This is a genomic window from Bacteroides sp. 4_1_36 (genome assembly GCF_003466325.1).
Lineage (GTDB): Bacteria > Bacteroidota > Bacteroidia > Bacteroidales > Bacteroidaceae > Bacteroides > Bacteroides uniformis.
On sequence record NZ_QSOX01000003.1, the window covers coordinates 166,609 to 192,461 of the forward strand.

Annotated in this window: 23 protein-coding genes; 14 read left to right on the forward strand and 9 right to left on the reverse strand. The window is 44.5% G+C overall.

Going from position 1 to position 25,853, the window contains the following annotated elements; all coding sequences use genetic code 11:
• Positions 1 to 3: 3 nt before the first annotated feature.
• From DXD65_RS04990 to DXD65_RS05020, 7 genes are read right to left on the reverse strand one after another with little or no spacing between them, the layout of a single operon-like run.
• The gene (locus tag DXD65_RS04990) at positions 4 to 723 is read right to left on the reverse strand and encodes a M23 family metallopeptidase (protein WP_005823679.1); all 720 of its coding nucleotides are present in this window, start codon (positions 721 to 723) and stop codon (positions 4 to 6) included.
• Complete coding sequence (locus DXD65_RS04995; RefSeq protein WP_005823677.1) at positions 724 to 1,389, reverse strand: B3/4 domain-containing protein; 666 nt, start codon at positions 1,387 to 1,389, stop codon at positions 724 to 726.
• A complete protein-coding gene (gene pgeF / locus DXD65_RS05000; protein WP_009037100.1) occupies positions 1,389 to 2,216 on the reverse strand; it encodes a peptidoglycan editing factor PgeF in 828 nt (275 codons plus the stop codon). The genes DXD65_RS04995 and pgeF overlap by 1 nt, the downstream gene beginning before the upstream one ends.
• Positions 2,213 to 3,394 carry a GTPase ObgE gene (gene obgE / locus DXD65_RS05005; protein ID WP_005823673.1) on the reverse strand — a complete coding sequence of 394 codons (1,182 nt, stop codon included), beginning with the start codon at positions 3,392 to 3,394 and terminating at the stop codon, positions 2,213 to 2,215. Before obgE ends, pgeF begins: the two co-directional genes overlap by 4 nt.
• A gap of 14 nt (positions 3,395 to 3,408) precedes the next feature.
• Complete coding sequence (locus DXD65_RS05010) at positions 3,409 to 3,981, reverse strand: adenylate kinase (RefSeq protein WP_005823672.1); 573 nt, start codon at positions 3,979 to 3,981, stop codon at positions 3,409 to 3,411.
• Positions 3,982 to 4,023: 42 nt separating this feature from the next.
• Positions 4,024 to 4,560 carry a hypoxanthine phosphoribosyltransferase gene (hpt, locus tag DXD65_RS05015; protein ID WP_005823670.1) on the reverse strand — a complete coding sequence of 179 codons (537 nt, stop codon included), beginning with the start codon at positions 4,558 to 4,560 and terminating at the stop codon, positions 4,024 to 4,026.
• Positions 4,561 to 4,601: 41 nt separating this feature from the next.
• Positions 4,602 to 6,140, reverse strand: coding sequence for a peptide MFS transporter (locus tag DXD65_RS05020; RefSeq protein WP_005823668.1), 1,539 nt, complete (start codon positions 6,138 to 6,140; stop codon positions 4,602 to 4,604).
• A 389-nt stretch (positions 6,141 to 6,529) separates the two neighbouring features.
• Here DXD65_RS05020 and DXD65_RS05025 point away from each other — a divergent pair, with 389 nt between their 5' ends.
• Positions 6,530 to 8,041, forward strand: a complete 1,512-nt coding sequence (locus DXD65_RS05025) for a bifunctional ADP-dependent NAD(P)H-hydrate dehydratase/NAD(P)H-hydrate epimerase (RefSeq protein WP_008665510.1) — start codon at positions 6,530 to 6,532, stop codon at positions 8,039 to 8,041.
• A 29-nt stretch (positions 8,042 to 8,070) separates the two neighbouring features.
• Positions 8,071 to 8,634, forward strand: coding sequence for a YdeI/OmpD-associated family protein (locus DXD65_RS05030; RefSeq protein WP_005823665.1), 564 nt, complete (start codon positions 8,071 to 8,073; stop codon positions 8,632 to 8,634).
• 17 nt (positions 8,635 to 8,651) lie between these two features.
• On the opposite strand, the gene DXD65_RS05035 is transcribed toward DXD65_RS05030, so the two are convergent.
• Positions 8,652 to 9,335, reverse strand: a complete 684-nt coding sequence (locus DXD65_RS05035; RefSeq protein WP_005823664.1) for a DUF5715 family protein — start codon at positions 9,333 to 9,335, stop codon at positions 8,652 to 8,654.
• A gap of 120 nt (positions 9,336 to 9,455) precedes the next feature.
• Between DXD65_RS05035 and truA the strand changes: the two genes are divergently transcribed.
• The 4 genes from truA (at position 9,456) to DXD65_RS05055 (ending at position 12,315) form a co-directional block, all read left to right on the forward strand.
• On the forward strand, positions 9,456 to 10,208 hold the full coding sequence (gene truA, locus DXD65_RS05040) for a tRNA pseudouridine(38-40) synthase TruA (protein ID WP_087333006.1): 753 nt from the start codon (positions 9,456 to 9,458) through the stop codon (positions 10,206 to 10,208).
• Positions 10,209 to 10,277: 69 nt separating this feature from the next.
• Complete coding sequence (locus DXD65_RS05045; protein WP_057282020.1) at positions 10,278 to 11,177, forward strand: DMT family transporter; 900 nt, start codon at positions 10,278 to 10,280, stop codon at positions 11,175 to 11,177.
• Positions 11,178 to 11,188: 11 nt separating this feature from the next.
• Positions 11,189 to 11,659 carry a GAF domain-containing protein gene (locus DXD65_RS05050; protein ID WP_005823659.1) on the forward strand — a complete coding sequence of 157 codons (471 nt, stop codon included), beginning with the start codon at positions 11,189 to 11,191 and terminating at the stop codon, positions 11,657 to 11,659.
• The gene (locus DXD65_RS05055) at positions 11,656 to 12,315 is read left to right on the forward strand and encodes a DUF3256 family protein (RefSeq protein ID WP_005823657.1); all 660 of its coding nucleotides are present in this window, start codon (positions 11,656 to 11,658) and stop codon (positions 12,313 to 12,315) included. The genes DXD65_RS05050 and DXD65_RS05055 overlap by 4 nt, the downstream gene beginning before the upstream one ends.
• Here DXD65_RS05055 and DXD65_RS05060 read toward each other — a convergent pair.
• Complete coding sequence (locus DXD65_RS05060; protein ID WP_005823655.1) at positions 12,302 to 13,192, reverse strand: YitT family protein; 891 nt, start codon at positions 13,190 to 13,192, stop codon at positions 12,302 to 12,304. The two genes, DXD65_RS05055 and DXD65_RS05060, sit on opposite strands and share 14 nt — an antisense overlap.
• A 187-nt stretch (positions 13,193 to 13,379) precedes the next feature.
• Here DXD65_RS05060 and DXD65_RS05065 point away from each other — a divergent pair, with 187 nt between their 5' ends.
• The 8 genes from DXD65_RS05065 to DXD65_RS05100 all read left to right on the forward strand — a co-directional run bounded on the left by DXD65_RS05065 (position 13,380) and on the right by DXD65_RS05100 (position 25,845).
• Positions 13,380 to 14,264: an AraC family transcriptional regulator gene (locus DXD65_RS05065; protein ID WP_009037084.1), complete on the forward strand. Its 885-nt coding sequence runs from the start codon at positions 13,380 to 13,382 to the stop codon at positions 14,262 to 14,264.
• Positions 14,265 to 14,446: 182 nt separating this feature from the next.
• Complete coding sequence (locus DXD65_RS05070) at positions 14,447 to 15,010, forward strand: glucose-6-phosphate isomerase family protein (RefSeq protein WP_009037083.1); 564 nt, start codon at positions 14,447 to 14,449, stop codon at positions 15,008 to 15,010.
• Entirely contained in the window at positions 15,007 to 15,966 is a 960-nt protein-coding gene (locus DXD65_RS05075) for an ROK family protein (protein WP_005823650.1), read from the forward strand. The genes DXD65_RS05070 and DXD65_RS05075 overlap by 4 nt, the downstream gene beginning before the upstream one ends.
• Positions 15,950 to 17,713: a class I mannose-6-phosphate isomerase gene (locus DXD65_RS05080; protein WP_005823649.1), complete on the forward strand. Its 1,764-nt coding sequence runs from the start codon at positions 15,950 to 15,952 to the stop codon at positions 17,711 to 17,713. Before DXD65_RS05075 ends, DXD65_RS05080 begins: the two co-directional genes overlap by 17 nt.
• Positions 17,706 to 18,491 (forward strand): glucose-6-phosphate isomerase family protein, encoded by a 786-nt coding sequence (locus DXD65_RS05085; protein ID WP_005823648.1) that lies wholly within the window; start codon positions 17,706 to 17,708, stop codon positions 18,489 to 18,491. The genes DXD65_RS05080 and DXD65_RS05085 overlap by 8 nt, the downstream gene beginning before the upstream one ends.
• A 14-nt stretch (positions 18,492 to 18,505) precedes the next feature.
• Positions 18,506 to 19,915, forward strand: coding sequence for a sugar porter family MFS transporter (locus DXD65_RS05090; RefSeq protein WP_008665500.1), 1,410 nt, complete (start codon positions 18,506 to 18,508; stop codon positions 19,913 to 19,915).
• A gap of 27 nt (positions 19,916 to 19,942) precedes the next feature.
• A complete protein-coding gene (locus DXD65_RS05095) occupies positions 19,943 to 22,504 on the forward strand; it encodes a GH116 family glycosyl hydrolase (RefSeq protein ID WP_008665498.1) in 2,562 nt (853 codons plus the stop codon).
• A gap of 89 nt (positions 22,505 to 22,593) precedes the next feature.
• Positions 22,594 to 25,845: a SusC/RagA family TonB-linked outer membrane protein gene (locus tag DXD65_RS05100; protein WP_005823644.1), complete on the forward strand. Its 3,252-nt coding sequence runs from the start codon at positions 22,594 to 22,596 to the stop codon at positions 25,843 to 25,845.
• Positions 25,846 to 25,853 lie beyond the last annotated feature (8 nt).

Below are 25,853 nucleotides of genomic sequence, written 5' to 3' on the forward strand. Positions count from 1 at the left end.
GTTTTAAAGTTCAATTCGTTCTTTTAGTGAAACGTTCTGCAAATGTAGTGAAACGTTTGGATACTTAAACAGTTCCATTGGGTATTTTTTTTGCAGTGGCTTCGGGTAGATTGTCGGTAATTGTTGCACGACGATGCCGTTTCCTTTTTTTGAGCATCCGATGCGTTGCCGGTTCAGCGTCTGCTCCTTCATGTTGAAGATGATATTGGGGTCGAAGTGCTGGCCGTTGACGCGTGTCTCGAAGTGCAGATGCTCGGTAGAGGCGCGTCCGGTGCGTCCGGTCAGTGCGATGGGCTGTCCGGCTTTGACTGTGTCGCCACAATGTACAAGGTTTTTGAAGTTGTGGCTGTATATCGTTTCCAGTCCGAAGTCATGGCGTACGACGACGACATTGCCGTAGGCGCTATAAGGCTTGGACATCCGTACTACGCCGTTGAAGGCACTCCGTATGGTGTCTTTGGCGTAGGTCTTGATGTCTATGCCACTGTGGCGTCCCCGCCCCCGTCCGTAAGGGGAGATGACTTTTCCTCCAGGCAGGGGAAAGGAGTATTCCGTGTCCGGAATGTCCTCCAAAGGTAGCTCTATCAGTTCTCTTTGCGAAAACAGTCCCGGAGTGGCAACGCGGATATGGTTGGTTTCCATGGTGGAAAAGACCGTTTTCTTCCCTTGTGCCGTGGCACCAAGGGCTATGAGCAGGAGAGGGACAAGAATACGGATTCTCATTTATTCAAAATATTGTATAGTCCCACTGGTAGAGGAAGCATATTTCTCCAACAGTTCCAATATCATTTCGGCTGCTTCTTTCAGACCTTCCTGCCCGTTGTAGCCGTTGACAATGGCAAGGATATGGCGGGTTTCAAGTTTCATCTTGGTGCGTTCGTGGTCGCTGGTCGGGGTACCGATACCGCCTATACGGTCGCGGTAGACGGGCAGCCCTTCTATGTTCAGCATGCCGCGGCCTATACCCTCGAACAATTCCTCGGCACGTCCTATGCCCAGCTCAAGGTCGGTCCCTTGTATCTCGTCGGCATCAAATCCGCCGATAGAGTGGCCCGTACGTAGGGAGACAAGGTTGATAAGGTCTACCAACGTATCTATCTGATAGAGTTCCAATCCGCGCAGCAGTCGCCGTCTCAGTGCTTCGGCCGAGGGACGGTAGCGGCTGGGGTCCTTGCCGCAACGTTTGTAGGCTTCGCGGGTGGCGGCAATGACGGGTTGGTACTTGATGCTGTCCGTGGTTTCACGGGCTCTTAGCTCTTGGGTGAAAGTTGCGATTTCTTGCCACAACCCTTCGCAATATGGGGTATTTGTCACTTCGGCAAATACGGCTGCACCGCGGAATTCGGGGCAATTCTGCTTGATTTCTTTAGAAAGTGTGATATGATACATTAATGCAATCCGTTTGAATGGGTTAACATGATTCCCGACAATATCCTTCCGGATTTGATACCCATCCGGCGTGCCGAGAAAAACTCTTCATATTGGGTAAAAGTACATATATTGGCTGTCTCCACTTGTGCGGAAGGTACTCCGAAGTCCAGTAGTTGCAGTCGGTTGGCAGCCCATAGGTCGATATGGTATTTGTGGGTGGCGGGTTTCCATTCGGAGATGTAATCCATCTGGAAACCGTTCTTACGGAATGCTTCATAGACTTCGTCGCCTACCTCGAAGGCGGAAAGGGAGATGCCGGGGCCGATGCAGGCTATCACTTCTTTGCCCTCTGTGCCATAGCGGGCACGCATCTTGTCGAGTGTGTGGCCGAGGATGTAATTCACAGTGCCGCGCCATCCGGCATGAACAGCGGCTATCACGGCATTCTTCCGGTCGTAGAGCAGGATGGGAATGCAGTCTGCCGTAGAGATGCAGATGCAGCAGCCCGGTTCACGGGTTATCAGTGCATCAATGCCCTGCAACATGGAGTGGCGTTCTTCTGCTGTTGCATGCAGATAAGTTCCGTCAATGACAAGTGCCTTTGTCCCGTGGGTCTGAAACGGGATGACCAGTTCTTGGGGGCGTTGGGGCAGGGAAGAACATACTATTTCCTGGTTGCGGCGTACAGCTTCGGCTTCGTCTCCCGTGTAAGGTGTACAGTTGAGGGAGGCATAGTTACCTTGGCTGCATCCACCGTGGCGGGTGGTTACAAAACAAGAAATGCCGGGATATGAGGCAAGCAGCTCATATCCCAACATTTTCCTATCTTCTGTAAGAGGAATCATTTTTTATCTTCCTCCCAATCTTCTTCGTATTCAAAGTCCTCGAGGTCCTCTATGTCCTCGTCGTCGTTGACGTATTCATAGCTGAGGTCCTCGTCCTCACCCTCTTCTTTCAATTCTTCCTGCAGGTGGCTGAGGTCTTTGGCGCGATGGGCAATGCTGTCCACTTTGCCTTCTATCTTATTACTTTCCTTGTTCAGCTCTTCCCAAAGGATGTCTTTCAGCGTAGAGATGCCCATGCCGGAGACAGCAGAGATGAATATATGCGGAATCCCTTCGGGCAGTGTCGGCTCTATCTCGTCCATCAGTTCCTGGTCGAGCATGTCGCATTTGGTGACGGCAAGCACTCTCTGTTTGTCCAGCATTTCGGGGTTGAAAGTGCGAAGCTCGTTCAACAGGATTTCGTATTCCTTACGGATGTCGTCACTGTCGGCAGGCACCATGAACAGCAACAATGAGTTGCGCTCGATGTGGCGCAGGAAACGCAATCCTAAGCCTTTGCCGGCACTGGCTCCTTCGATGATGCCGGGAATGTCCGCCATCACAAACGATTTGCTGTCGCGATAGGACACGATGCCCAGATTGGGTTCCAGCGTTGTAAACGGATAATTGGCGATTTTGGGCTTCGCCGCAGAAACGGATGCCAGTAAAGTGGATTTTCCTGCATTGGGGAAACCTACCAGACCGACGTCTGCCAGCAGCTTCAGTTCCATGATTACCGTCAACTCCTGCATCGGTTCGCCCGGTTGTGCAAAGCGGGGAGCCTGGCGTGTGGCGGTTTTGAAGTGCCAGTTACCCAGACCTCCGCGTCCGCCTTTCAGCAAGATGACTTCTTGTTCGTGCTCGGTGACGTCGCAGATATATTCACCCGTTTCGGCGTTGTACACCACCGTGCCGCAGGGCACTTCAATCACCTTGTCCGCTCCGTCTTTTCCGAAACTGCGGTTTTTGGAACCGGATTCTCCGTGACCTGCCAGGATGTGGCGATCGTACTTCAGATGGAGTAGCGTCCAGTAGTTGCGGTTACCCCGCAGGATGACATGGCCTCCTCGTCCTCCGTCACCTCCGTCGGGGCCTCCGTTGGGTATGTATTTCTCACGCCGCATATGCGTAGAACCTCGTCCGCCCTTTCCGGAGCGGCAATATATTTTTACGTAGTCAACAAAATTCGATTCAGCCATATTCTGTTTTATTGTTATTTCACTGCGTCAATAGCCTTGCAAACATCGGCAAAGATTTCTTCCAATACGCCGAAGCCCTGGATGTGTTGGTATTTGCCGTCCTGCTTGTACCAGTCAATCAGCGGAGCTGTCTGTGAGTGGTAAACCACCAGACGCTTCTTGATTGTCTCTTCATTGTCGTCTGCACGTCCTGATTCTTGTCCGCGCTTGATGAGGCGCTTCATCAGTTCTTCTTCGGGCACGTCGAGGTCGAGCATCACGCTGACTTCCTGTCCGCGTTCGGCGAGCATCTTCTTTAATGCTTCAGCCTGGGCGATTGTTCTGGGGAAGCCGTCGAAAATCACGCCTTTGCTATCCTTGAAGCTGTCGAATACGCTTGCCAGAATATCAATCATCAACTCATCGGGAATCAACTGGCCCTGGTCGATATAACCTTTAGCAGTCTTGCCCAGTTCTGTACCGTTTTTCATTTCAGCACGGAGCACGTCTCCGGTAGAGATGTGGTTGATGCCATACTTTTCTACAATCTTTTCACTTTGTGTTCCCTTACCTGAACCGGGAGCACCAAAAATTACAATGTTCAACATTTGCTTAGTTATTATTTAATGATTTACTATATTATGTCTGTATCAGTCTACTACAGTATAAATGTCGGGATAGTTGCGCCCGAAGCCGTCATAATCCAACCCGTAGCCCACGATGAAGTCGTTCGGAATATTCATGGCCACATATTCTATGTTTAAATCAACTTTCAGCTTATCAGGTTTCACCAGTAGGGAGGCAATATGAATCTCCCTGGGACCGCGAGTGCCGAGGGTGTCCAGTAAGCGTTGCATGGTGAGTCCCGTATCTACTATGTCCTCTACAATGACCACTGTACGGTCTGTGAGGTCTTCATTGATGCCTATTACTTCCTTAATTACCCCGGTAGAGGATACTCCTTGATAAGATGCCAATTTGACAAACGAAATTTCGCAGGGAATCGTGATTCGTTTCAGCAAATCGGCGGTAAACATGAACGAACCGTTCAGTACGCTGAGGAATAGAGGATTCTTTCCTGCCAGGTCGCGGTTGATTTCGTTCGCTACACGGGTTACTTCTTTCAGTATGTCCTGCTCCTTGATGGAGACTGTGAACATCTTGTCTTTTATTTGTATGGTATCCATAGATGGGATGTTTTTAGAAAGTTGCCGCAAAAATACGATTTTTATTCCACTCCATGCATCATCTTCTGTAATTTCTTTGAAAGCAGGAAGAGGATAAGCGATGCCGTGGCAGACATGACGACGAACACCATGAAGAAATCGTACATCGTCTCAATGCGATAGCCCAGTAGCGTCTTTACCTTTCCGGCTTCGGGGTAGAGCCCGCTCAGCGTGCCTGCAAACTTATTGGCAGTGGCGGTGGAGAGGTACCATATCCCCATCATCAGCGAGGCGAAGCGGATGGGCGTGAGCTTGTTCACCATGGAGAGCCCGATGGGCGAGAGGCAGATTTCGCCCATGGTATGGATGAAGTAGAGCCCCGTCAGCCAGATGAGACTCACCTTGATGCCCGGCTGAACATCTTTCACCCCAAAGCAGATGACGAGATAGCCCAGTGAAAGCAGTAGCAAGCCGATGGCTTGCTTGGTGGGCGAGGCGGGCTCCATGCCCCGTTTGCCCAGGGCGCCCCATACGCCCGGCATGATGGCGGCAAGTATCACCACAAAGAAGGGGTTGAAGGACTGAATCCAGGAGGCGGGCATTTCCCACCCCAGGATGACGCGGTCGGTCTGCTCGGAGGCGAAAAGTGTGAGCGAGGCGCCTGCCTGCTCGTAGGCCGCCCAGAAGAAAATGACGAAGAAGGCGATGATGTAGATGACGAAGATGCGGTCGCGCTCCGTCTTGGTGAGTGAGCCTTCCAGCAGGATGCTGACGGGAAACACGATGCAGGCGGTGAAGATGCCGATGCTTATCCAATCGTCCCCGAAGCACCAGTAGAAGAAACCGGCAAGCGCGATGGCGAGCAGGGCGAGCAGCAGGTAGTTGCGCATGGTCCGTCCGTTGGCATGGGCACTCTTCCGGGCGGTGTTGTCTGCCTGGGGCCGTTCCTTGCGGGCGTCGGGGATGATGCCGAGGGGCTTGCCGTCGGGGCCGATGAGGTACTTGTTCTTCTGGGTTTCGAAGAGGACGACCGTCAGCACGGTGACGATGGCGGCAATGAGGAAGCCCCATCGGAAGTCGTGAGGGTTGCCCGTCTCGCCAAAATAGCCGCAGACCAGCGGGGCGAGGAAGGAACCCACGTTGACACCCATATAGAAGATAGTGTAGGCGGAATCCAGCCGTTTGTCACCCGGCTCGTAGAGCTGCCCCACCAGGGAGGAGACGGTGGGCTTGAAGCAGCCGTTGCCCAATATAAGGAAAGTCAGTCCGCCGTACATCAGCCAATGCGAAAGCTCACGCGCCTCCAGCATCGAGGCACTGGCAAACATCAGGAACTGGCCGACTGCCATCATCATGGCCCCCCAGAAGACGGAACGGCGGATGCCCCAGTATTTGTCGGCGATGTAGCCGCCGATTAAGGGTGTCAGGTACACCAGTCCGGTGTAGCTGCCGTAGATGGAGGCGGCGTGCTCCTTGTCGAAAAGGAGTGCCTGGGTGAGGAACAGAATGAAGATGGCACGCATGCCGTAGTAGCTGAAACGCTCTGCCGTGCTGGTGGCGAAGATAAGGTAAAGACCTTTCGGGTGTCGGGATGTACTCATTGAATATGCTTTTATTGTTTTGGCTTTTATTATATGTTGAGGGTACAAAATTAGTCATTATTTTGCGTAAGTTAATGGGTATAATTAGAAACTTGCCGACAAGCCTGCGGGAACTTGCCGACAAGCTTGTGCAAACTTGTCCGTAAGCCTACGCAAACTTAAAACAGAATTTCTGTTTCTGTAAATAAAGCTTTTGTTTATAGAAATAGAGCTTTTGTTTCTAAGAATAAAGGCTTTGTTCTAAGAATCCTTTGCATTGAAGACAACTTTTCCTTACGGAGCAGATATTTTTTCCCGGGGGGCAAAGCAACTTGATAAAAAACGTCTTCTCTTTGTACAGTTGAAATCAAAGCCCTATCTTTGCTCTACGATTTTAAGATAATCCTATTATGAAGATATTTCCTACTACAAGCATCAAGCAACTGGATGCAGATACCATAAAGAATGAACCGATTGCCTCCATCGACCTGATGGAACGTGCCTCACGCGCATTGGCCCGTGCCATTGCCGAGCGTTGGGAGCCGGACACGCCGCTCACCGTTTTTGCCGGACCGGGGAACAACGGTGGCGATGCGCTTGCCCTGGCGCGACTGCTGGCCGGGAAGGGCTACCGGCTCGAGGTGTATCTCTTCAATACGAAAGGGACGCTTTCGCCGGACTGCGAGACGAACAAGGAGCGGCTGGCCGACGTGCCGGGCGTGGACTTCCACGAAGTGACCACTCAGTTTGTGCCTCCCGTGCTGACGGCAGACCATGTGGTGATAGACGGCCTCTTCGGCAGCGGTCTGAACAAGGCTCTGAGCGGCGGTTTTGCAGCCGTAGTGAAGTACATCAATGCCTCGCCCGCCACGGTGGTGTCCATCGACATCCCGTCGGGACTGATGGGTGAGGACAACACCTACAACGTACATACGAATATCGTCCGTGCCCATCTGACGCTGAGCCTGCAACTGCCGAAACTGGCATTTCTCTTTGCCGAGAACGAGCCGTATGTGGGCGAATGGCAGTTGCTGGACATCGGGCTCAGCGAGGATGCCATCCATGACATGGAAACGGACTTCCGCTTGCTGGAGCATGAAGACGTGTCTGCCCTGCTGAAGCCGCGCAGCCGGTTTGCCCATAAGGGGAACTTCGGCCGCGCACTGCTGATAGCCGGTTCGCAGGGGATGGCGGGGGCCTCGGTGCTGGCTGCGCGTGCGTGTCTGCGTTCAGGTGTGGGGCTGCTGACGGTACATGTGCCGTTCTGCAACAACTTCATTGTGCAGACTTCCGTGCCCGAAGCCATGACGGAGCTGGATATCAGCGACACCTGCTTTGCCGCCGCTACCGATACGGACGATTACCAGGCCGTGGCGATAGGCCCGGGACTGGGAAAGGCGGCGGAGACCGAGGCGGCTCTGCTGGAGCAGATAGAGACATGCCAGACTCCGATGGTGGTGGATGCTGATGCCCTGAACTTGCTGGGCGAGAAGCGTAACTATATAGGGCGTCTGCCCAAAGGGAGTATTCTGACTCCGCACCCCAAGGAGCTGGAGCGTCTTGTAGGCAAATGCCAGAATTCGTACGAGCGCCTGATGAAGGCTCGTGAGCTGGCGAAGAGCGCCGGAGTGCACATCATCTTGAAAGGCGCTTATTCTGCCATTGTCACTCCTGCCGGGAAATGTTTTTTCAACCCTACCGGCAATCCGGGTATGGCAACGGGAGGCAGCGGTGATGTGCTGACCGGAGTGGTGCTTGCCTTGCTTGCCCAAGGCTATGAGCCGGAGAAGGCTGCCTGCCTGGCCACGTATGTGCACGGACTGGCGGGAGATGTTGCCTGCAAGAAGCAGGGGGCAGTGGGGATGACGGTGGGGGATATAGTTGCCTGCCTGCCGCTAGCGTGGAAGATGCTGGAAGAATAAGGAGAGAAGTGTAATTTGGATGGCTTGTCATGTCAACAGAAATAAGATATTTTGAAAACAGAAAAGATTGGCGGAAGTGGCTGGCTGACAATTTCGATACTGCCGATGGAGTCTGGTTTGTGTTTCCTACTAAATCTTCAAGCGAGAAAAGTATTGTATATAATGACGCTGTTGAAGAGGCCCTTTGTTTCGGGTGGATTGACAGCACGATAAAGTCACTTGACAAAGAACATAAAATTCAGCGTTTCACGCCCAGGAATCCTAAAAGTACCTATTCGCAAGCCAACAAAGAAAGGTTGAAATGGTTGCTGGAGCATAAAATGATACATCTTGAATTTGAGGATAAAATACGAACTGTCTTGTCGGTTCCTTTTGTTTTTCCAAATGATATAATCGACAGATTGAAAGAGGATGAAAGAATATGGAAGAATTATCAGAGTTTCTCTGACCCCTATAAACGTATCCGAATCGCATACATTGAAGCGGCGAGGAAACGACCGGAAGAATTTGAAAGGCGATTAAATAACTTTATCTGTAAAACGAAAGAGAACAAAATAATAATAGGGTTTGGCGGGATTGAAAAATACTATTAACGCTAATTCTTTTCCGCTTATTTCTCTCTTGTCGTAATGTGGAAGCATCCTTGCTTCAACTCGTACTTGATGTAGCATTTATCGGCTTTCCGCAGGTCACGGAGCACTTCCGAAAGAACCAGTTTTAAGGTATCTGCGCTGACATCCTGCAAAGGACGTCCATCCTCGTCTTCTATTTTCTGAAAGCGCTTCCAACTGACATCGAATGTCGTTCCGTAAAAATGTGCCGAGTTTGGAGAAGCATTGCCGTTACGGCGGCGCAGGCGTTTTACGTCGTCTTGGGTGCGGAGTACGGAAGTCACAATTATCTTGTTTGGATTCAGCCCCTTGGCGGTCAGTGAATCAAGGAAGTTGTGTCCGATGGTGTCCAGCAGGCTGGCGGCGCCCGGAATGAGATAAGGGATGGAATGCGTCAGTGAATCCACGGCATAGAGCTCGTTTGTCGTGATAGGTTGCAGTTGCTCTCTCATCTTTTCTGCTTCCTCGCGGGATGAAAGTACACGTATGCCGATGGCTTGGGCTACATTGAGATGTTTCTCATTCAAGTCTCCGAACGAGCGTTTGTAGCTGACAACGCCCCGAATGTTGCGCGGTTCGTTCAACTTGAGCGACATGTCTTTCTTCTTGCAGCCGGCAAAGGTGAATGTTGCGGCAGCTGCGACAATTATCAGTATAGGTAGGATTCTGGAAGAATATCTCATCTTATAAATGTACTATGTCTGTGAAAAATCTGCGTTAATCTGTGTAATCTGTGGTGAAAACCTTGCAAAGATAATTCAAACCTTCTTAAGTTTGCACTATCTTTGCACACAAAAAAGACCGTGCAACGATATTTTATATACCTGGCTTATGATGGCACTGCTTATCACGGCTGGCAAATCCAGCCGAATGGAGTGAGTGTGCAGGAGTGTTTGATGAAGGCGCTGAGTACCTTGCTGCGTCGTGAGGTGGAAGTCGTGGGAGCGGGGCGTACCGATGCCGGGGTGCATGCCTCACTGATGGTAGCTCACTTTGACAGTGATTCTCCTCTGGACACTGTTTTTATGACGGATAAGCTGAATCGTCTGCTTCCTCCCGATATTTCCGTATACCGCTTGCGGGCCGTGAAGTCCGATGCACATGCCCGCTTTGATGCTACGGCGCGTATGTATAAATATTATGTCACTACCGCCAAGTCTCCTTTCAACCGCCAATATCGCTGCCGTCTGTTCCAAACGCCGGACTTTGAGCGGATGAATGAGGCTGCCCAAACCTTGTTTGACTATACGGACTTTACCAGCTTCAGCAAACTCCATACGGATGTCAAAACCAATAATTGCAAGATTATGCATGCCGCCTGGACCCGGGTAGACGATGTGACTTGGGTATTCACCATCCAGGCCGACCGGTTCCTGCGGAACATGGTACGTGCCATTGTCGGCACTCTGCTCGAAGTGGGTCGCGGAAAACTTTCTGTTGAAGGTTTCCGACGCGTCGTCGAACAGAAGGACCGTTGCCAGGCAGGAACTTCCGTTCCCGGAAATGCATTGTTTCTGGTGGACGTAGCCTATCCGGAAACTACTTTTTTAGAATAAAAGAGGGATGTACTACAAAAACGTAGGCCCCTCCCTTTAATTTTTAATTCTTAATTTTTAATTGACTCTATGTGGTTATTACTTGCTTTCCTCTCTGCTGCCTTATTGGGATTTTACGATGTCTTCAAGAAGAAGTCGCTTCGTGACAATGCCGTACTGCCGGTGCTTTTCCTGAACACGCTGTTCTCGAGCCTGATATTTCTTCCTTTCATTCTGGTATCTGCCTTTGCGCCGTCGGTGTTGGGAGGTACGATGTTTGATGTTCCCGTGGTGGGGTGGGAGGTACATAAGTTCATTATTGTCAAGTCGTTTATCGTGCTCTCTTCCTGGATATTCGGTTATTTCGGGATGAAGCATCTGCCACTGACCATCGTGGGACCGATTAATGCGACGCGTCCCGTAATGGTGCTTGTAGGTGCCATGCTTGTGTTTGGCGAACGCTTGAACCTTTATCAATGGATTGGCGTGCTGCTTGCCATAGTGTCCTTCTTCATGCTGAGCCGTTCGGGCAAGAAAGAGGGAATCGACTTCAAGCATAACAAATGGATTCTTTTCATCGTGCTGGCTGCCGTTGCCGGAGCTGTCAGCGGGCTGTATGACAAATATCTGATGAAGCAGCTCAACCCGATGCTGGTGCAGTCGTGGTATAATGTCTACCAAGTCTTTATCATGTGCCCCATCATCCTGCTGTTGTGGTACCCCAAGCGAAAAGAAAGTACCCCGTTTCGTTGGGACTGGACCATTATCTGTATCTCCATTTTCCTTTGTGCGGCAGACTTTGTCTATTTTTATGCTCTGAGCTATGAGGACTCCATGATTTCCATCGTTTCGATGGTGCGTCGTGGCAGCGTTGTAGTTTCCTTCCTTTTCGGTGCGCTTTTCTTCCGTGAAAAGAATTTAAAAAGCAAGGCTGTCGACCTCATTTTGGTGTTGATTGGAATGTTCTTCCTATATTTGGGGAGTAAATAAACAAGAGATATATGGCAGAAGACCTATATATAAATGCTGGTAGCAAGACAGAGAAATATCGCGCTTTGCTTCCTCAACTGAAAAATCTGCTGGCAGGTGAAGATGACTTGATAGCCAATCTGGCGAATGTTTCGGCGGCGCTGAAAGAGACTTTCCATTTCTTTTGGGTAGGCTTCTATTTGGTGAAGGGTGAAGAATTGGTGTTAGGACCTTTCCAGGGACCGATAGCTTGTACGCGCATCAGGAAAGGCCGTGGTGTTTGCGGCACGGCATGGGATAGAGCCGAGACGTTGGTTGTGCCCGATGTGGATGCATTTCCCGGACATATAGCCTGCAGCTCGCTGTCGCGTTCGGAGATCGTGGTTCCGCTGAAGCGTGAGGACGGTGAAGTGTGGGGAGTATTGGATATTGACAGTGACGATTTGGGCGGTTTTGATGAAACAGATGCCCGTTTCCTTGAAGAAATGATTAAAATGTTATGATAAGAAAACTGAGTGCTTTTTTGATTTTGGCTTTCATCGGATGGGGGTATTTGCAGGCCCAGGAAGCCAAGACGTGTTTTAAGAATATGCCGGATTCTATATGTCCGTTGCTTAGCGCCGTGAACCGTGCGGATTTTATAGACTTTCTGGAAAGTAAGATGAAAGCTGAGGTGACCAACAGCTTTGGTGGTAAATCGGAAATGACGGAACTTTCTCCAGACTATATACATGTGAAGATGACGCCCCAGAGTTCATGGCAGATGAAGCTCTTGTCTATTAACGACAGTACGAAGGTGATTTGTGTGGTTGCTACGGTTTGTGCTCCGGCTTGCGACAGCCATGTCAAGTTCTATACGACAGACTGGAAGGAGCTGGTTGCTTCGTCCTACCTGCCGGCATTGCCCGTTCTGGATGATTTTATCGCTGAGGCCGCGGATACGGTGGATGTCTATGAGTATCAGGATGCCCGTCGCCAGGCCGACATGCTGCTGATGAAAGCGGACCTTTCTGCGAAGGATGCCACGTTGGCATTCACTTTTACCACGACCGATTACATGGGTAAAGAAGCGGCGGAGAAACTGAAACCGTTTGTCCGCCGTCCTATTGTTTATACTTGGAATCAAGGGAAGTTCGAGAAATCCTCTACTTCACTTTGATTCTGTCGAATCCCTCTCCATAGACTCCGATGACTGCACTTTGTGATACAAAGGCATTGGGGTCTATGTCTTTTATGAGCCGGAAAATGATGGTGGACTCCCGCTTCTTGGCCAGCACGAACAGCATTTTTATCTCTTTTCCCGTATAGAAGCCCGAGGCGTTGATGACCGTTGCACCTCTGTGAGGATATACCTGGATGTGCTTGGCTATCTCCTCATATTTATCGCTGATAATAAAGAATTGTACGGACTGGCGGGCACTGTTCACCACTTGGTCGAGCACGAAGCTGCATATGTATAGAGTAACGTAGCCATACACCACCTTTTCCCAATCTTTTAGAACAAAGTAACTGGACGAGATGATGATAAGGTCACATATCAACATGACTCTGCCCAGCGTGATGTCGCGGTACTTGTTGATTACGGCGGCAATGATGTCCGTGCCGCCAGTACTGCCGTTGTTGGAAAAGGCGATGCCGATGCCGCTACCGCAGAAGGAGGCACCGATGACACAAGCCATGAAAGGCTGGTCGTGCAGGAGGACAACACCCTCGGTCAGTTTCTGGATAATGGAAAGGAAAAAGGTCAGGGTGAATACGGCAAAGATTGTCTTTACGCTGAACTTCCATCCCAACACACGTAGGGCAAGCAATAGAAGCAGAAAATTGATGGCGAAGTACGTATATTGGACGGGAAATCCAGTGGCAAAATATACGATGGATGCAATGCCCGGTACGCCACCGGTAGTAATATCGTTGGGAAGCAGGAAGACTGTCCAGCCGATACCATATAAGACCATACCCAGGGCAATCATCAGATAATCCCGCAGTTCGCGCATGGTGTTCTGTCGGGAGGGAACATTTACTATTGTTTTCATTATAATTTTATGTGGTTGTGAAAATGCGGGGACAAAGATACAAAAGATATCATTTGTTTGTTTGAGTATAAGATTGATATTTATATTTTGATGTTACTATGAGTTTTAACATACAATAGCTTGCTTTGATAAAATAATTATCTATATTCGCTTTTATAATTAACGGTGATTATTGACTTAGATGACTATGAAACCACTTTACCAAGATCTGCCATTCCCAATAGACAGTCATATACATTATTATATAGAAGACTTGCCGCACTTCATTGTACCTTGGCATTATCATCCGGCCATAGAGATAATGTATATAACTAGAGGTATAGGAACCCGTTTTGTTGGGGATTGCATAGAACAGTATGAGGAGGGGGATGTATGTATGATTGGCCCTAATCTCCCTCATGAATGGCGTAATGATGATGCTTATTTTGATAAGGAGTCTGGTTTGCGTGCTACGTGTATCTGTCTGTTCTTTAAACGTGAGATATTTGATCCGAATTTTATCAGATTACCAGAAATGAATAATATTCGTGATTTGATAGAGAGATCACGGCGTGGACTGAAGTTTACCGGAAAATCGAAATTAGAGATAACCCGGTTTATAAGGAGTTCGGTGAATGATGTAGGGGTTCGGAAGGTAACGAATCTTTTAACACTTCTTGAGCTGATGGCCACATCGACTGAGTATGAGTTACTGGCCTCAGTGGGATTTACGAATTCTGTAAATTCAGAAGATTTTGAGAGATTTAATAAGGTATACAAGTTTCTCGTCAAGAACTTTGCGACTTCCATTAGGTTGGAAGAAGTTTCGACTTTGGTTGGATTGACCCCGACAGCTTTTTGCCGTTATTTCAAGGAGAGGACCAAGAAAACCTTTGTAGAATATCTGAACGAAATGCGTATCGGTTATTCGAAAAAACTATTACTGGAAAACAAAATGAAGATTTCTACTATCAGTGGGGAAGTCGGATTCCCTAACTTATCTAATTTTATATCCCAATTTAAAAAAGTGACAGGAATGTCCCCGTCGCAGTTCCAAAAGCAGTTTGGAGTAAAGGCTAAACAAGCCATTTGATTCTACTATTTTATCATTGAATATTTGGTGGTTAGAGCCTTGGTTTTCTACTTTTTTTGCAAGGTTTTATCCATTTGCTGCGAATAATGGTAAAATACCATAATTATCGGAAAATATAGAGGAAAGAGCGAGTTCCATATCAGCGTACTTTTGCAATATAAGATTTTAAAAGTATGATGCTGATGAATGATAAGAGAACAAATGAGTCGCCTTTGCTCTTTATAAAGGATTCTTTGATCGGTGAAAATGTGAAGAGGAGTTTGAAGACTTTGGCTGATTTACGAGGTGTTTTTCATAATTGTGAGGCTTATGAACAGATGTCTCCTGATACTTTATTGTATGAGGTGACTTGTCATCTGCCGGTTGAAGAAGGAACGCCAGGGGGACTCTATTTCGGAATCACGAGAATTTATCCAGGTAAGGTTGGTGATGAGTATTTCATGACCAAAGGACATTTTCATGCCAATATGAATCGTGGGGAGTACTATTGGGGAGTGGAAGGTGAAGGCAGATTGATTATGATGGATCAGAACCGAAGGGTTTGGAGTGAGCGGATGTTTCCGGGTAGTCTTCATTATATACCTGGAGGGGTGGCCCATCGTGTGGCAAATATAGGATATTCTGTTCTGTCATTCGCTGCTTGTTGGCCTTCGGACGCAGGACATGATTATCAAGTGATTTTGGAGAACGGGTTTTCTGCATCTTTACAGTGTGTGAATGGCAATCCCCAATTGATAGAAATATGAATATGAAGTATATCATAGCTGTAGATTTGGGAGGAACCATTACAAAAGTCGGTCTCTTACGCAATGGAGAACTGGTAGACTATGTAAAAATGCCTTCTCGTCAAGATTTGGATATGACAGCAAGTTTGCCGGAGATTGAAAATGCAATTGATTTCCTGCTAAATTCAAATGGTGTGAAGCGCCTCTTTGGAGTGGGTATAGCTTTTCCAGGGCTAGTAAATAATAAAAAAAGCATTATTATATCTACGAATGAAAAATATGATGATGGAGTGGAGCTTGATTTGGATAGATGGGCGGATGAACATTGGGGAGCCCCCTTTTACATTGATAATGACGCACGGCTTGCAGCAATTGGAGAATGGCAATATGGGAGCGGCAGAGGATATGATAGCGTTGTTATGATGACTATTGGTACGGGCATAGGATCGGGAGTCATTATGAATGGTGAGGTAATGTATGGAAAGCACTTTCAAGCAGGTTCGTTGGGTGGCCATTTTGTAGTAGACTACAAAGGAAGGTTATGCTCTTGTGGAAACAAGGGGTGTGTGGAGGCTTTGTCCTCTTCATTCTTCCTTCATAAAATTATAAAGGATCATGCTTGCCTGTCTCCTTCGTTTAAAATGTCATCTCAGAATTATGATTTTAAAGAAATCTTCCAATTGGCGGAACAAGGAAATAGAGACGCGTTATTGGTACGAAATGAATGCATTGAAATATGGGGAGCTGCTGTTATAAATTTTATTCATGCTTATGATCCTGAAGTGGTGATACTTGGAGGGGGAATCATGAATAGCCATAAAGTGATAGTGCCTTATATCGAGGAACGGGTGTCAAAGTTTGCCTGGACTCCGAGTGCAAAAGTATCTGTGGTAGTTTCTAGCTTGGGAGATTATGCAGCTTTGTATGGTTTGGAATATTGTTTAAGAAAAAAGATAAAAGATGAAGTATTCTGCTAATTACGATAAATATCCTTTTGTGCAGGTGTCCTATAATTCGGATGACTGTATTTCCGGTTGGTTTGCCATTACCGATAGTATCAGTGAACGTTTGAAGGTACTGGAGAAGCCGTTGAAAGTGGTTGTGATTGAGTGCTATCAAGGAGTGTTTGAGAATGATATACGTAATGCTTTTGCCGGTAGGTTCAATAATGCTTTATTTGTTCATACAGATAGTGCGATGTTGCCGGAAGAGAAAATCAATGATTTTTTCTATCCTGATATTACCGATGATGAATTATTCGGCTATCTGACCCGGTATACAATGGAATGTTTTTTTGATTTCGATAAAGTTACTGGTATCCGGCAACAGATAGAAGATTTGCAGTCTGGTATTGTAATAGTCTATGGGGTTGGTGCGGCCTATCTTTGTGAACATCCTGATTTGTTGATTTATGCCGATATGGCAAGATGGGAGATACAGTCCAGATTCCGTAAAAATGAAATATCAAATATAGGTGTCAACAATAAAGAAGAACGAACCTCCTTGCAGTATAAAAGAGCTTTTTTCGTAGATTGGAGAATATGCGATAGGCACAAAAAGATGCTGATGGCAAAGGTGGATTATGTTTTGGATACGAACCGGCGCAATCATCCTAAGATGATTACAGGCAAAGCGATGTTTGAGGGATTGGAGAAAGCGGTAAATGGTCCGTTTCGTGTAGTTCCCTTTTTTGATCCGGGGCCTTGGGGAGGACAGTGGATGAAAGATGTTTGCGATTTAGAACGGACGATGCCTAATTATGCTTGGTGTTTTGACTGTGTACCTGAAGAAAACAGTCTGTTGTTGGCCTTTGGGGATGAGAAAGTGGAAATACCGTCAATTGATTTGATTTTTGCTTATCCCCGACAGTTATTGGGTGATGCTGTGTATGGCAGGTTTGGTGATGAGTTTCCAATACGGTTTGACTTTCTTGATACGATAGAAGGCGGCAATCTAAGCTTACAAGTTCATCCTTTGACTGAATATATACAACAGAAATTTGGGATGCATTATACGCAGGATGAGAGCTACTATATTTTGGATGCTAAGGAGGGGGCAACTGTATATTTGGGTTTGAAGGATAATATTAAACCGGAGGAGATGCTTGATGAATTGGAAAAATCGCAAAGGACTGGTGAATTTGAAGTGGAGAAGTATGTAGGTATTTATCCGGCAAAGAAGCATGATCATTTTTTAATTCCGGCTGGTACGGTACATTGTTCGGGAAGGAATAGCATGGTACTTGAGATTAGTGCAACCCCATACATCTTTACATTTAAGTTGTGGGATTGGGGACGGATGGGACTGGATGGCAGACCGCGTCCGATTAATATAGCTCATGGGGCTAATGTGATACAATGGAATAGAACGGAGTCTTGGGTGAAAGAAGAACTGATAAACAAGGTCTCTGTTATTGGTGAAGGAGATTCTTGGCGTGAAGAAAAGACGGGACTTCATGAATGGGAATTTATAGAAACAAGAAGACATTGGTTCACGGACAAAGTTTTGCATAAGAATGAGTCGGGTGTTAATGTTCTGAATCTGATTGAGGGACGTTCGGTGATAGTGGAAAGTCCTATAGGACAATTTTCTCCGTTTGTTGTCCATTATGCGGAAACTTTTATTATTCCTGCTGCCATAAAGGAATATACAATAAAACCTTATGGGGAGTCTGAAGGAATGGAATGTGGAACAATTAAAGCTTTTGTAAGACATCATGCATAAAGATAATTTTGATAAGGGGATTGATATAGGGATAACAGAAAATCCGTTAGGTTTTATTTATGGTAAGGACGTTTTTGGCCCGACAGTAGAAAACCGGTGGTTGGATGATATCCGGTCTAGTTTGTTGGATCCGAAATGTGAAGGACCGGATATTGTCTATTCTATAGCTATGGATGTGGGTAAGACTGTTCATAAAGCGCTTTTGCAAAAACAGCATTTGCTTTTTGGAGTAGTGGCTTATGCCAAAGGAAGTTTGGGAATGGAACCCATTCGCAGTCAGGGACATATTCATAAGGTCTCACCTTTTAGTCAATGGTCCACTCCAGAGGTTTATGAGATATGGAATGGAGAGGCGGTCATTTACATGCAAGAGTCGGCTACAGATGAACCGGGGAGGTGTTATGCTGTTTATGCACAGCCTGGCGATGTGGTGGTGGTCCCTCCATATTGGGTACATGCTACCATTAGTACGAATGCAGATGAATCTCTTGTGTTTGGTGCATGGTGTGACCGTGAATATGGTTTTGAATATGCTGAGATTCGTCGTCATAAAGGTATTGCATGGTATCCTGTTTTTGAGGGTGATGGATTGAAGTGGATCAGAAATACAAACTATCATTTTTCGGAACTGGTAAGAAAGGCTCCAAGAGAGTATCATGATTTAGGTATTGGGAAAGGTAAATCCATTTATAAAATTTTTGAAGATGCTCCGGATACTTTCTTATATGTTCCGAATCCGTCAGTGAAAAAGGAAGTTTGGATAAGTTTTGAACCCTAAAATATAAGTTTAATATGAAAAACAGACATATAATATTTTTAATAGCTACAGTTGTAGCAACAGGAGGATTGCTTTTCGGCTTTGATACTGGGGTAATTTCAGGAGCGATTCCATTTCTTCAGTCAGATTGGGGAATAGATAATAATGATGTTGAATGGATTACGGCGGCTGGTTTGTTGGGAGCTATGTTGGGGGCTGTATGTTGTGGGCGTTTATCTGATATATTTGGAAGAAGAAAAATCATATTGGTTTCTGCTGTGATATTTGCAGTGGGAGCGTTATGGTCAGGACTGGCAACGGATTTGAAGAGCTTGGTTTTTTCTCGTCTGTTTCTTGGTATAGCTATAGGTGTGGCATCATTTACTGTTCCATTGTATATAGCAGAAATTGCTCCAGCTAAATCCAGGGGACGTCTGGTTTCAATGTTTCAGTTAATGGTTACAATAGGTATTTTACTTTCATACATGTCAGATACCTTTTGGGCTGATGAAAACAAGTTGGATTGTTGGAGATGGATGTTTTGGGCAGGTGTCGTACCGGCTTTGGTATTACTGGTAGGTATGTGTTTTGTGCCTGAAACACCTCGGTGGCTGTTGAGTAAAGGACGGTTGAAAGAATGTAGGAAAGTGTTGCAGAAAATAGAACCGGAAAATACAGTAAATGATTTAATTGGACAAATGGAGGTGGAAATAGAGAAAGATAGGAATAGTGCGGTAGGATGGCGATATTTGATGCAGCCTTGGTTGAGAACTCCTCTAATGATTGCTGTTTGTATTATGTTTTTTCAACAGTTTGTAGGTATTAACACAGTTATTTATTATAGTCCGAAGATTTTCCTGATGGCAGGATTTGAAAGTACACTCTCTGCTATTTGGGCTTCTGTAGGTATTGGAATTGTAAATGTTGTATTTACAGTGATTTCTCTTTATTTAGTGGATAGAATCGGACGACGAAAGTTGTATTTTATTGGTCTGTCAGGAATTGCCTTTTCTGTTTTGTGCCTTAGTGCTTGTTTTATTTATGCTAATCAGTTGGGCGAAATCGGAAGGTGGTTAATGGTCATTTTTATGTTTGGATATGTTGCATTTTTTGCAATTAGTATTGGACCTTTGGGATGGTTGGTCATTTCCGAGATATTTCCGCAGAAAGTACGGGGATTGGGGACTTCGATAGGTTCATTGGCTGTATGGATATTTAATTGCATTGTCTCCTTTACTTTCTTTAAGATTATAGATTTTTTTTCTATACCAGGTACCGAAATTGTTGTTGGACAAACGACTTCTGAGAATCCGGCAGGTGCATTTTTTCTTTATGGATTTATTGCCGTGTTGGGTTTGGTATGGGGGTATTTATTCTTGCCGGAGACAAAAGGGTTATCATTGGAGGAGATTGAACAGAAATGGAGAAAAAATAGAGAATGTTGAAGGAATAAATCATTAAAAAAATGATATATGAAAAATGGATTTTATTTTTTAGGTCTATGTATCTGCTTGTGTTTATGGGCTTCTTGCTCCAGTATGGAAGAAGTACGTGATTATAATGAAAAATATACGGGAGAGTATACGAGCAGGATTGCTTTCCCTATTGGGGGATTGGGGACGGGAATGTTTTGTGTAGAAGGTAGTGGTGCAATTTCTAATATGAATATTAGGCATAAAACTGAGATGTTGAATGAACCGACAATGTTTGCCGGATTATATTTGAAAGGGGTAGATAATGGTAGTATTGTTGTGGAAGGACAAGTACCGGATTGGAAAAAATTTGGCCAACCACAGTCAACAAAAGGATACGGCGGCACGTGGGGATTACCTCGATTTAAAGATTGTGATTTTGAAGTAAAATTCCCTTTTGCCAAATTGAGAATGAGTGACGATGAACTGAAGATGGACGTGACAATGAAGGTTTGGAATCCATTTATTCCTACAGATGAAAATAACTCAGGGCTTCCAGTTGCTGGTTTTGAATATACGTTTAAAAATAAATATGCTAAAGAAGTAGAAGCCATATTTTCTTATAATTCAAAGAACTTTGTAGATATTCGTAATGGAGGAGCATCTATTAGGCCAATTGAAAATGGTTTTATAATATCACAGAAAGGAACAGAAACGCAGCCGTTTCATCAGGCTGATTTTGCAATCTTTACAGATGAACCGGAAACTAAGGTTAATTATTGTTGGTTTAGAGGATGGTCTTTTGACTCATTCACGATGTGCTGGAATGAGATGAGCAGTGGGGTAATTAAAGAAAATCCTGCTAATATGGCGGATGCTCCCGGAGCTTCCTTGTATGTACCGTTTAGATTGCAACCGGGAGAGTCAAAGACAATCCGTTTATATATGGCATGGTACGTTCCTTTCTCATTAGTTCGTGAGGGATTGGAACCGATTGATGATGTAGATGTACCTATCGTACCTGTAGTTAATGAAAGAGGAGAGCCCGCAGGCTATATTGATACTTCCATTCAGTTGTCCGATAAATACCGTCCCTGGTATAGCAGTAGATTTGCAAATATAGAGGAAGTCGCAGACTATTGGATGAAAAATTATAATACGTTGAAAGAAAAAACAGAGCTGTTTACTGATGCATTTTATGCTACAACTTTGCCTGCTGAAGTTGTTGAAGCTGTTGCTGCTAATCTTACTATATTAAAATCACCTACGATTTTTCGGCAATACGATGGTCGGATGTGGAATTGGGAAGGTTGCGGTAATGAATATGGCTCTTGCTATGGTTCTTGTACACATGTTTGGAATTATGCTCAAGCTATACCTCATTTGTTTCCTAAAATGGAAAGAACACTGAGGGAAACGGAATTTTTTGTTAGTCAAGCTAAGAATGGGCACCAAGCATTTCGCTCTGCACTTCCTATCCGACCCATCAGACATAATTTTCATGCAGCAGCTGATGGGCAGTTAGGTGGTATTATGAAAGTATACCGTGATTGGCATATATATGGTAATGACGAATGGTTGAAGTTGATTTATTCATACGTACAGAATAGTCTTGATTATTGCATTAATACGTGGGATCCTAAAAGGAAAGGTGTTATAGAGGAACCTCATCATAATACTTATGACATTGAATTTTGGGGGCCTAGTGGTATGATTAATAGTTACTATACTGGCGCATTACAAGCATTTGTTGCTATGGGTGAACATTTGGAGAAAGATATGACAGAATATAGAGAGTTGCTAGATAAGAGTATTGACTACATGGAAAATCAATTGTACGACGGTGAATATTTTATTCAAAATATTCGTTGGAAGGAGTTGCAGGCTTCTGATCCGACGAAAGTACAGTCTGTCAATTCTAATTATTCGAAAGAGGGTTTGGATTTATTGGAAAAGGAAGGGCCGAAATATCAATACGGAAAAGGCTGTTTATCTGATGGAGTAGTAGGAGCATGGCTTTCTTTGGTCTGTGGACTGGACGAGGCTATAGATAGAAAGAAAATATTAAGTCATTTATTGTCTGTTCATAAATATAATTTAAAGAGGAATCTCAGAAAACATGTAAATCCTCAGCGCTCGACTTTTGCTTTAGGTGATGAAGGAGGCTTATTATTATGTTCATGGCCCAAAGGAGGAAAGTTACAACTTCCTTTTGTTTACTCCAATGAGGTATGGACAGGTATTGAATATCAAGTGGCTTCTCATTTGATGTTTGAAGGTGAGGTTGAGAAAGGACTTGATATTGTCCGTACTTGTCGTGATCGGTATGATGGAAGAGTACGTAACCCATTTAATGAATATGAATGTGGGGCATGGTATGCCCGTGCAATGTCTAGTTATGCTATGCTCCAAGCTTTGACTGGAATACAGTATGATGCAGTGGATTCTACTTTATATATTGATTCAAGGATAGGTGATGATTTTACGTCTTTTTTGTCGACGGAAACAGGTTTTGGTAATGTTGGTCTAAAAGATGGTAAACCTTTCATTGAGGTGAAATATGGGAAGATTGATGTGAAAAAGTGCTTTGTTTCTGACATAGAAACAGATTTTGTTAATTGATAGAGAAAGGAGGAATAATGGAAATAAGAAGAAAGTAATTATACAGTGGTGAATCTAATAATAGTTTGAAACACAAATAATCAAAAAAAATGAAAACAATAGACATTAAATCTAATAGCAGGATATTACATTGGGCATTTTATATTTTCCTTTTTACTGTTTTGAGTGTGGGAAGTGTATATGCATCGGAAGATACTCCGTCTGTATTATCCACTAATCAATCAGAAAAGAAAACAGTAAAAGGAAATGTGATGGATGAATATGGACAACCATTGGTGGGGGTAGCTGTACAAGTTAAAGGAACTTCATTAGGTGTTGTTACTGATTTGGATGGAAATTTTAGTTTTAGTATTCCAGTTGATAGTCGTGCCTTGTTATTTTCTTATTTGGGAATGAAAACTCAAGAGGTATCTGCCAATAAGAGTAACTATAAAATAGTGATGGTAGAGGATGCCACCCAAATGGAGGAAGTTGTAGTCATTGGGTATGGTTCTCAGTCTCGTGAGAAGATTACGACATCTGTGACCAAGCTTGATAAAGAGGCTTTGAAGAATGTACCCTATGCAAATGCAGCTTCAGCCTTACAAGGTACAGTGTCTGGTGTACGTGTGCAAAGTATTTCAGGGCAACCAGGTGCAGAACCTCGTATTATAGTCCGTGGTGGTACTTCCATTAATAATCCTAATGGTGCTACTCCACTATATATTATTGATGGTGTTATGAGGGCGAATATGGTTCATATAGCTTCGGAAGATATTGAATCCATCCAAATTCTGAAAGATGCTGCTGCTACTTCTATTTATGGAGCCCAAGGTTCAAATGGTGTTGTAATTGTTACTACTAAAAAGGGGAAGGCCGGTAAAACCAGAGTTGAATATAGATATAATCTGACAATTTCTGATATTGGTAAAAAATATGAATTTGCCAATGCTGAAGAATTTTTGACCCTTATGAGGAAAGGTATGATTTCACCAGCGAAATTTGGAAAAGCTACCGAACAAAGATTGATAGGACATTTAGGTTATGGAACAGGAAATGATCTGACTAATAATACTGCCTTCTCTACTCAATACTTGACTGATGAGAATCGCTATAAATTAGATCAAGGGTGGAAATCAATGCCAGATCCAGTAGATCCGAGTAAGACATTGTTATACTCAGATACTGATTTTCAGGATAAAATTTATCGTACTGGTTTTTCTCATAATCACCATATTGAAGTTTCAGGTGGAACGGAAAAGGCTACCTTTAATATGGGATTAGGGTATATGACTAATGAAGGAACTGTTATTACAACTTCATATAAACGGTATAATTTTAGTTTGAATGGTTCTTTGCAAGCACGGGATAATTTGAAAATTTCAGCTAGAACTACTTATTCAAACTCGTTTACGTATGGTTCTCCATTAGCTGCAGATGCAACATTCTATCGTTCACCGGCTGCCTCACCTACCACTAAATTCAGATTTGAAGATGGTAGTCTGGCTCCAGGAGCTGCCCAGTATCTGGGAAATGCTGTATATCATATGAACAAGGCACAAAGAGAGTATGACTATCAGAATTTATCAATAGGAGTAGATGCAGATTGGACTATATTGCCAGGATTGTCTTTCAAACCAGCTCTTTCTTTATTTGAAGTGAACAGTAATAACTATACTTTTTGGGATGCTTTTTGGAATGGACCGAGAGATTATATAACTACAAGAAATGCAAATGCTGATACTTACAAATGGCGGCAATATCAGGCAGATGCTGTATTCAACTATGTTAAATCTTTCAATGAAAAACACAATTTGAATGTAACAGCTGGTTATGCTTATTATTTTAGGAAAGAGGCCCGTTTAGCAGCTGCTGGTAGAGGTGCTTCTACTGATTTGATTCCTACTTTGAATGCCTCAAGTGTTCCTGTAAGTGTGAGTAGTTCTATTACAGAGCGATCTATGCAAGGTATTTTTGCTCGTATAGGGTATGATTATAAGGATAAATATTTGATTTCTGTATCTGCAAGATATGACGGTGCTTCCAATTTGGGTACGAACAACAAATGGGGATTTTTTCCTGGCGTGTCATTAGGGTGGCATGTGGATAAAGAAAAGTTCTGGTCATTTATGCCTGAGAATCTAATGCGTCTGAAATTGCGTGCCAGCTATGGAGTAAATGGTAATATTTCAGGCTTGGGGGATTATACGGCTCAAGGTAGTTATAGTGTAGGATCTAAATATTTAGGTAATGCAGGTATCACTATGGGAACTATGGCAAATCAAGACTTGAGTTGGGAGGAGTCTAAGACATTTGATATCGGTACTGATATTTCCTTTTTTAATAATCGGTTAAACTTTATCTTTGATTATTTCAATCGTACCACAGATAATTTGCTGACAAATCGCACTTTACCTCATTCTACAGGCTTTGGCTCTATTTTCACTAATTTAGGGCGTTTACAAAATAGAGGTATTGAGTTGGAAATGAATGCAAGAATATTACCGGTATCCAGTTCTATTCAATGGTCATTAGGTTTTAATGCCTCGAAGGTGACCAATAAAATATTGAAGCTGCCAGATAATGGGGTTGAAAATAATCGGATTGGTGGTGAGTACATTTGGGATGCTAAACTGGGTAAACATACTTGGCAAGGTGGTTTACAGGAAGGAGGACGAATTGGAGATTTGTTTGCCTATAAGATGATAGGTGTATATTCTACTGATGAGGAAGCACAGAATGCTAATGAGCCGATAGATAATGTTATTACAGTCCCTGATAAAACCAAATATGGTGGTGATGCAAAGTGGCAAGATACTGATGGTAATGGTGTGATTGACAGTAAAGACCGTGTATATGTTGGTAATATTTATCCGGATTGGACTGGGGGTATTAATACTTCTCTATCTTATAAAGGGTTCGATTTGTATTGCAGACTTGATTTTACATTGGGTCATACCATATATAATTTTGCCAAAGGCTTTTTGGATTATAATTGGCAGGGTGATAATAATATGACGAAAGATGTCGTAAATCGCTCCTGGAAAGAACAAGGTGACAAAGCGGACATGCCGAGATTCTATTGGCATGGTGATCGTGGACAGCAGAATGCTATCCGAGGTAGCTCTTTGTATCATGAATCAGGAGATTTTCTAGCCATTAGAGAAGTTTCTTTAAGTTATACAGTTCCTGCAAATATCATACAAAAGATTCGTTTAAGCGGACTTCGGTTTACGGTTACGGGAAATAATCTGCACTATTTTACTAAATATTCTGGTCTTAATCCAGAAGAAGGTGGACAGGATAATGGTAGATATGCTATGCCGAGAAATATTATTTTTAGTGCAAATGTATCATTTTAATAAAGTAA

Excerpts from the sequence above, each read along its gene's own strand:
- DXD65_RS04990 (WP_005823679.1), bottom strand. The coding sequence starts at position 723 with ATGAGAATCCGTATTCTTGTCCCTCTCCTGCTCATAGCCCTTGGTGCC.
- DXD65_RS04995 (WP_005823677.1), bottom strand. The coding sequence starts at position 1,389 with ATGTATCATATCACACTTTCTAAAGAAATCAAGCAGAATTGCCCCGAA.
- pgeF (WP_009037100.1), bottom strand. The coding sequence starts at position 2,216 with ATGATTCCTCTTACAGAAGATAGGAAAATGTTGGGATATGAGCTGCTT.
- obgE (WP_005823673.1), bottom strand. The coding sequence starts at position 3,394 with ATGGCTGAATCGAATTTTGTTGACTACGTAAAAATATATTGCCGCTCC.
- DXD65_RS05010 (WP_005823672.1), bottom strand. The coding sequence starts at position 3,981 with ATGTTGAACATTGTAATTTTTGGTGCTCCCGGTTCAGGTAAGGGAACA.
- hpt (WP_005823670.1), bottom strand. The coding sequence starts at position 4,560 with ATGGATACCATACAAATAAAAGACAAGATGTTCACAGTCTCCATCAAG.
- DXD65_RS05020 (WP_005823668.1), bottom strand. The coding sequence starts at position 6,140 with ATGAGTACATCCCGACACCCGAAAGGTCTTTACCTTATCTTCGCCACC.
- DXD65_RS05025 (WP_008665510.1), top strand. The coding sequence starts at position 6,530 with ATGAAGATATTTCCTACTACAAGCATCAAGCAACTGGATGCAGATACC.
- DXD65_RS05030 (WP_005823665.1), top strand. The coding sequence starts at position 8,071 with ATGTCAACAGAAATAAGATATTTTGAAAACAGAAAAGATTGGCGGAAG.
- DXD65_RS05035 (WP_005823664.1), bottom strand. The coding sequence starts at position 9,335 with ATGAGATATTCTTCCAGAATCCTACCTATACTGATAATTGTCGCAGCT.
- DXD65_RS05045 (WP_057282020.1), top strand. The coding sequence starts at position 10,278 with ATGTGGTTATTACTTGCTTTCCTCTCTGCTGCCTTATTGGGATTTTAC.
- DXD65_RS05050 (WP_005823659.1), top strand. The coding sequence starts at position 11,189 with ATGGCAGAAGACCTATATATAAATGCTGGTAGCAAGACAGAGAAATAT.
- DXD65_RS05055 (WP_005823657.1), top strand. The coding sequence starts at position 11,656 with ATGATAAGAAAACTGAGTGCTTTTTTGATTTTGGCTTTCATCGGATGG.
- DXD65_RS05060 (WP_005823655.1), bottom strand. The coding sequence starts at position 13,192 with ATGAAAACAATAGTAAATGTTCCCTCCCGACAGAACACCATGCGCGAA.
- DXD65_RS05065 (WP_009037084.1), top strand. The coding sequence starts at position 13,380 with ATGAAACCACTTTACCAAGATCTGCCATTCCCAATAGACAGTCATATA.
- DXD65_RS05070 (WP_009037083.1), top strand. The coding sequence starts at position 14,447 with ATGAATGATAAGAGAACAAATGAGTCGCCTTTGCTCTTTATAAAGGAT.
- DXD65_RS05075 (WP_005823650.1), top strand. The coding sequence starts at position 15,007 with ATGAATATGAAGTATATCATAGCTGTAGATTTGGGAGGAACCATTACA.
- DXD65_RS05080 (WP_005823649.1), top strand. The coding sequence starts at position 15,950 with ATGAAGTATTCTGCTAATTACGATAAATATCCTTTTGTGCAGGTGTCC.
- DXD65_RS05085 (WP_005823648.1), top strand. The coding sequence starts at position 17,706 with ATGCATAAAGATAATTTTGATAAGGGGATTGATATAGGGATAACAGAA.
- DXD65_RS05090 (WP_008665500.1), top strand. The coding sequence starts at position 18,506 with ATGAAAAACAGACATATAATATTTTTAATAGCTACAGTTGTAGCAACA.
- DXD65_RS05095 (WP_008665498.1), top strand. The coding sequence starts at position 19,943 with ATGAAAAATGGATTTTATTTTTTAGGTCTATGTATCTGCTTGTGTTTA.
- DXD65_RS05100 (WP_005823644.1), top strand. The coding sequence starts at position 22,594 with ATGAAAACAATAGACATTAAATCTAATAGCAGGATATTACATTGGGCA.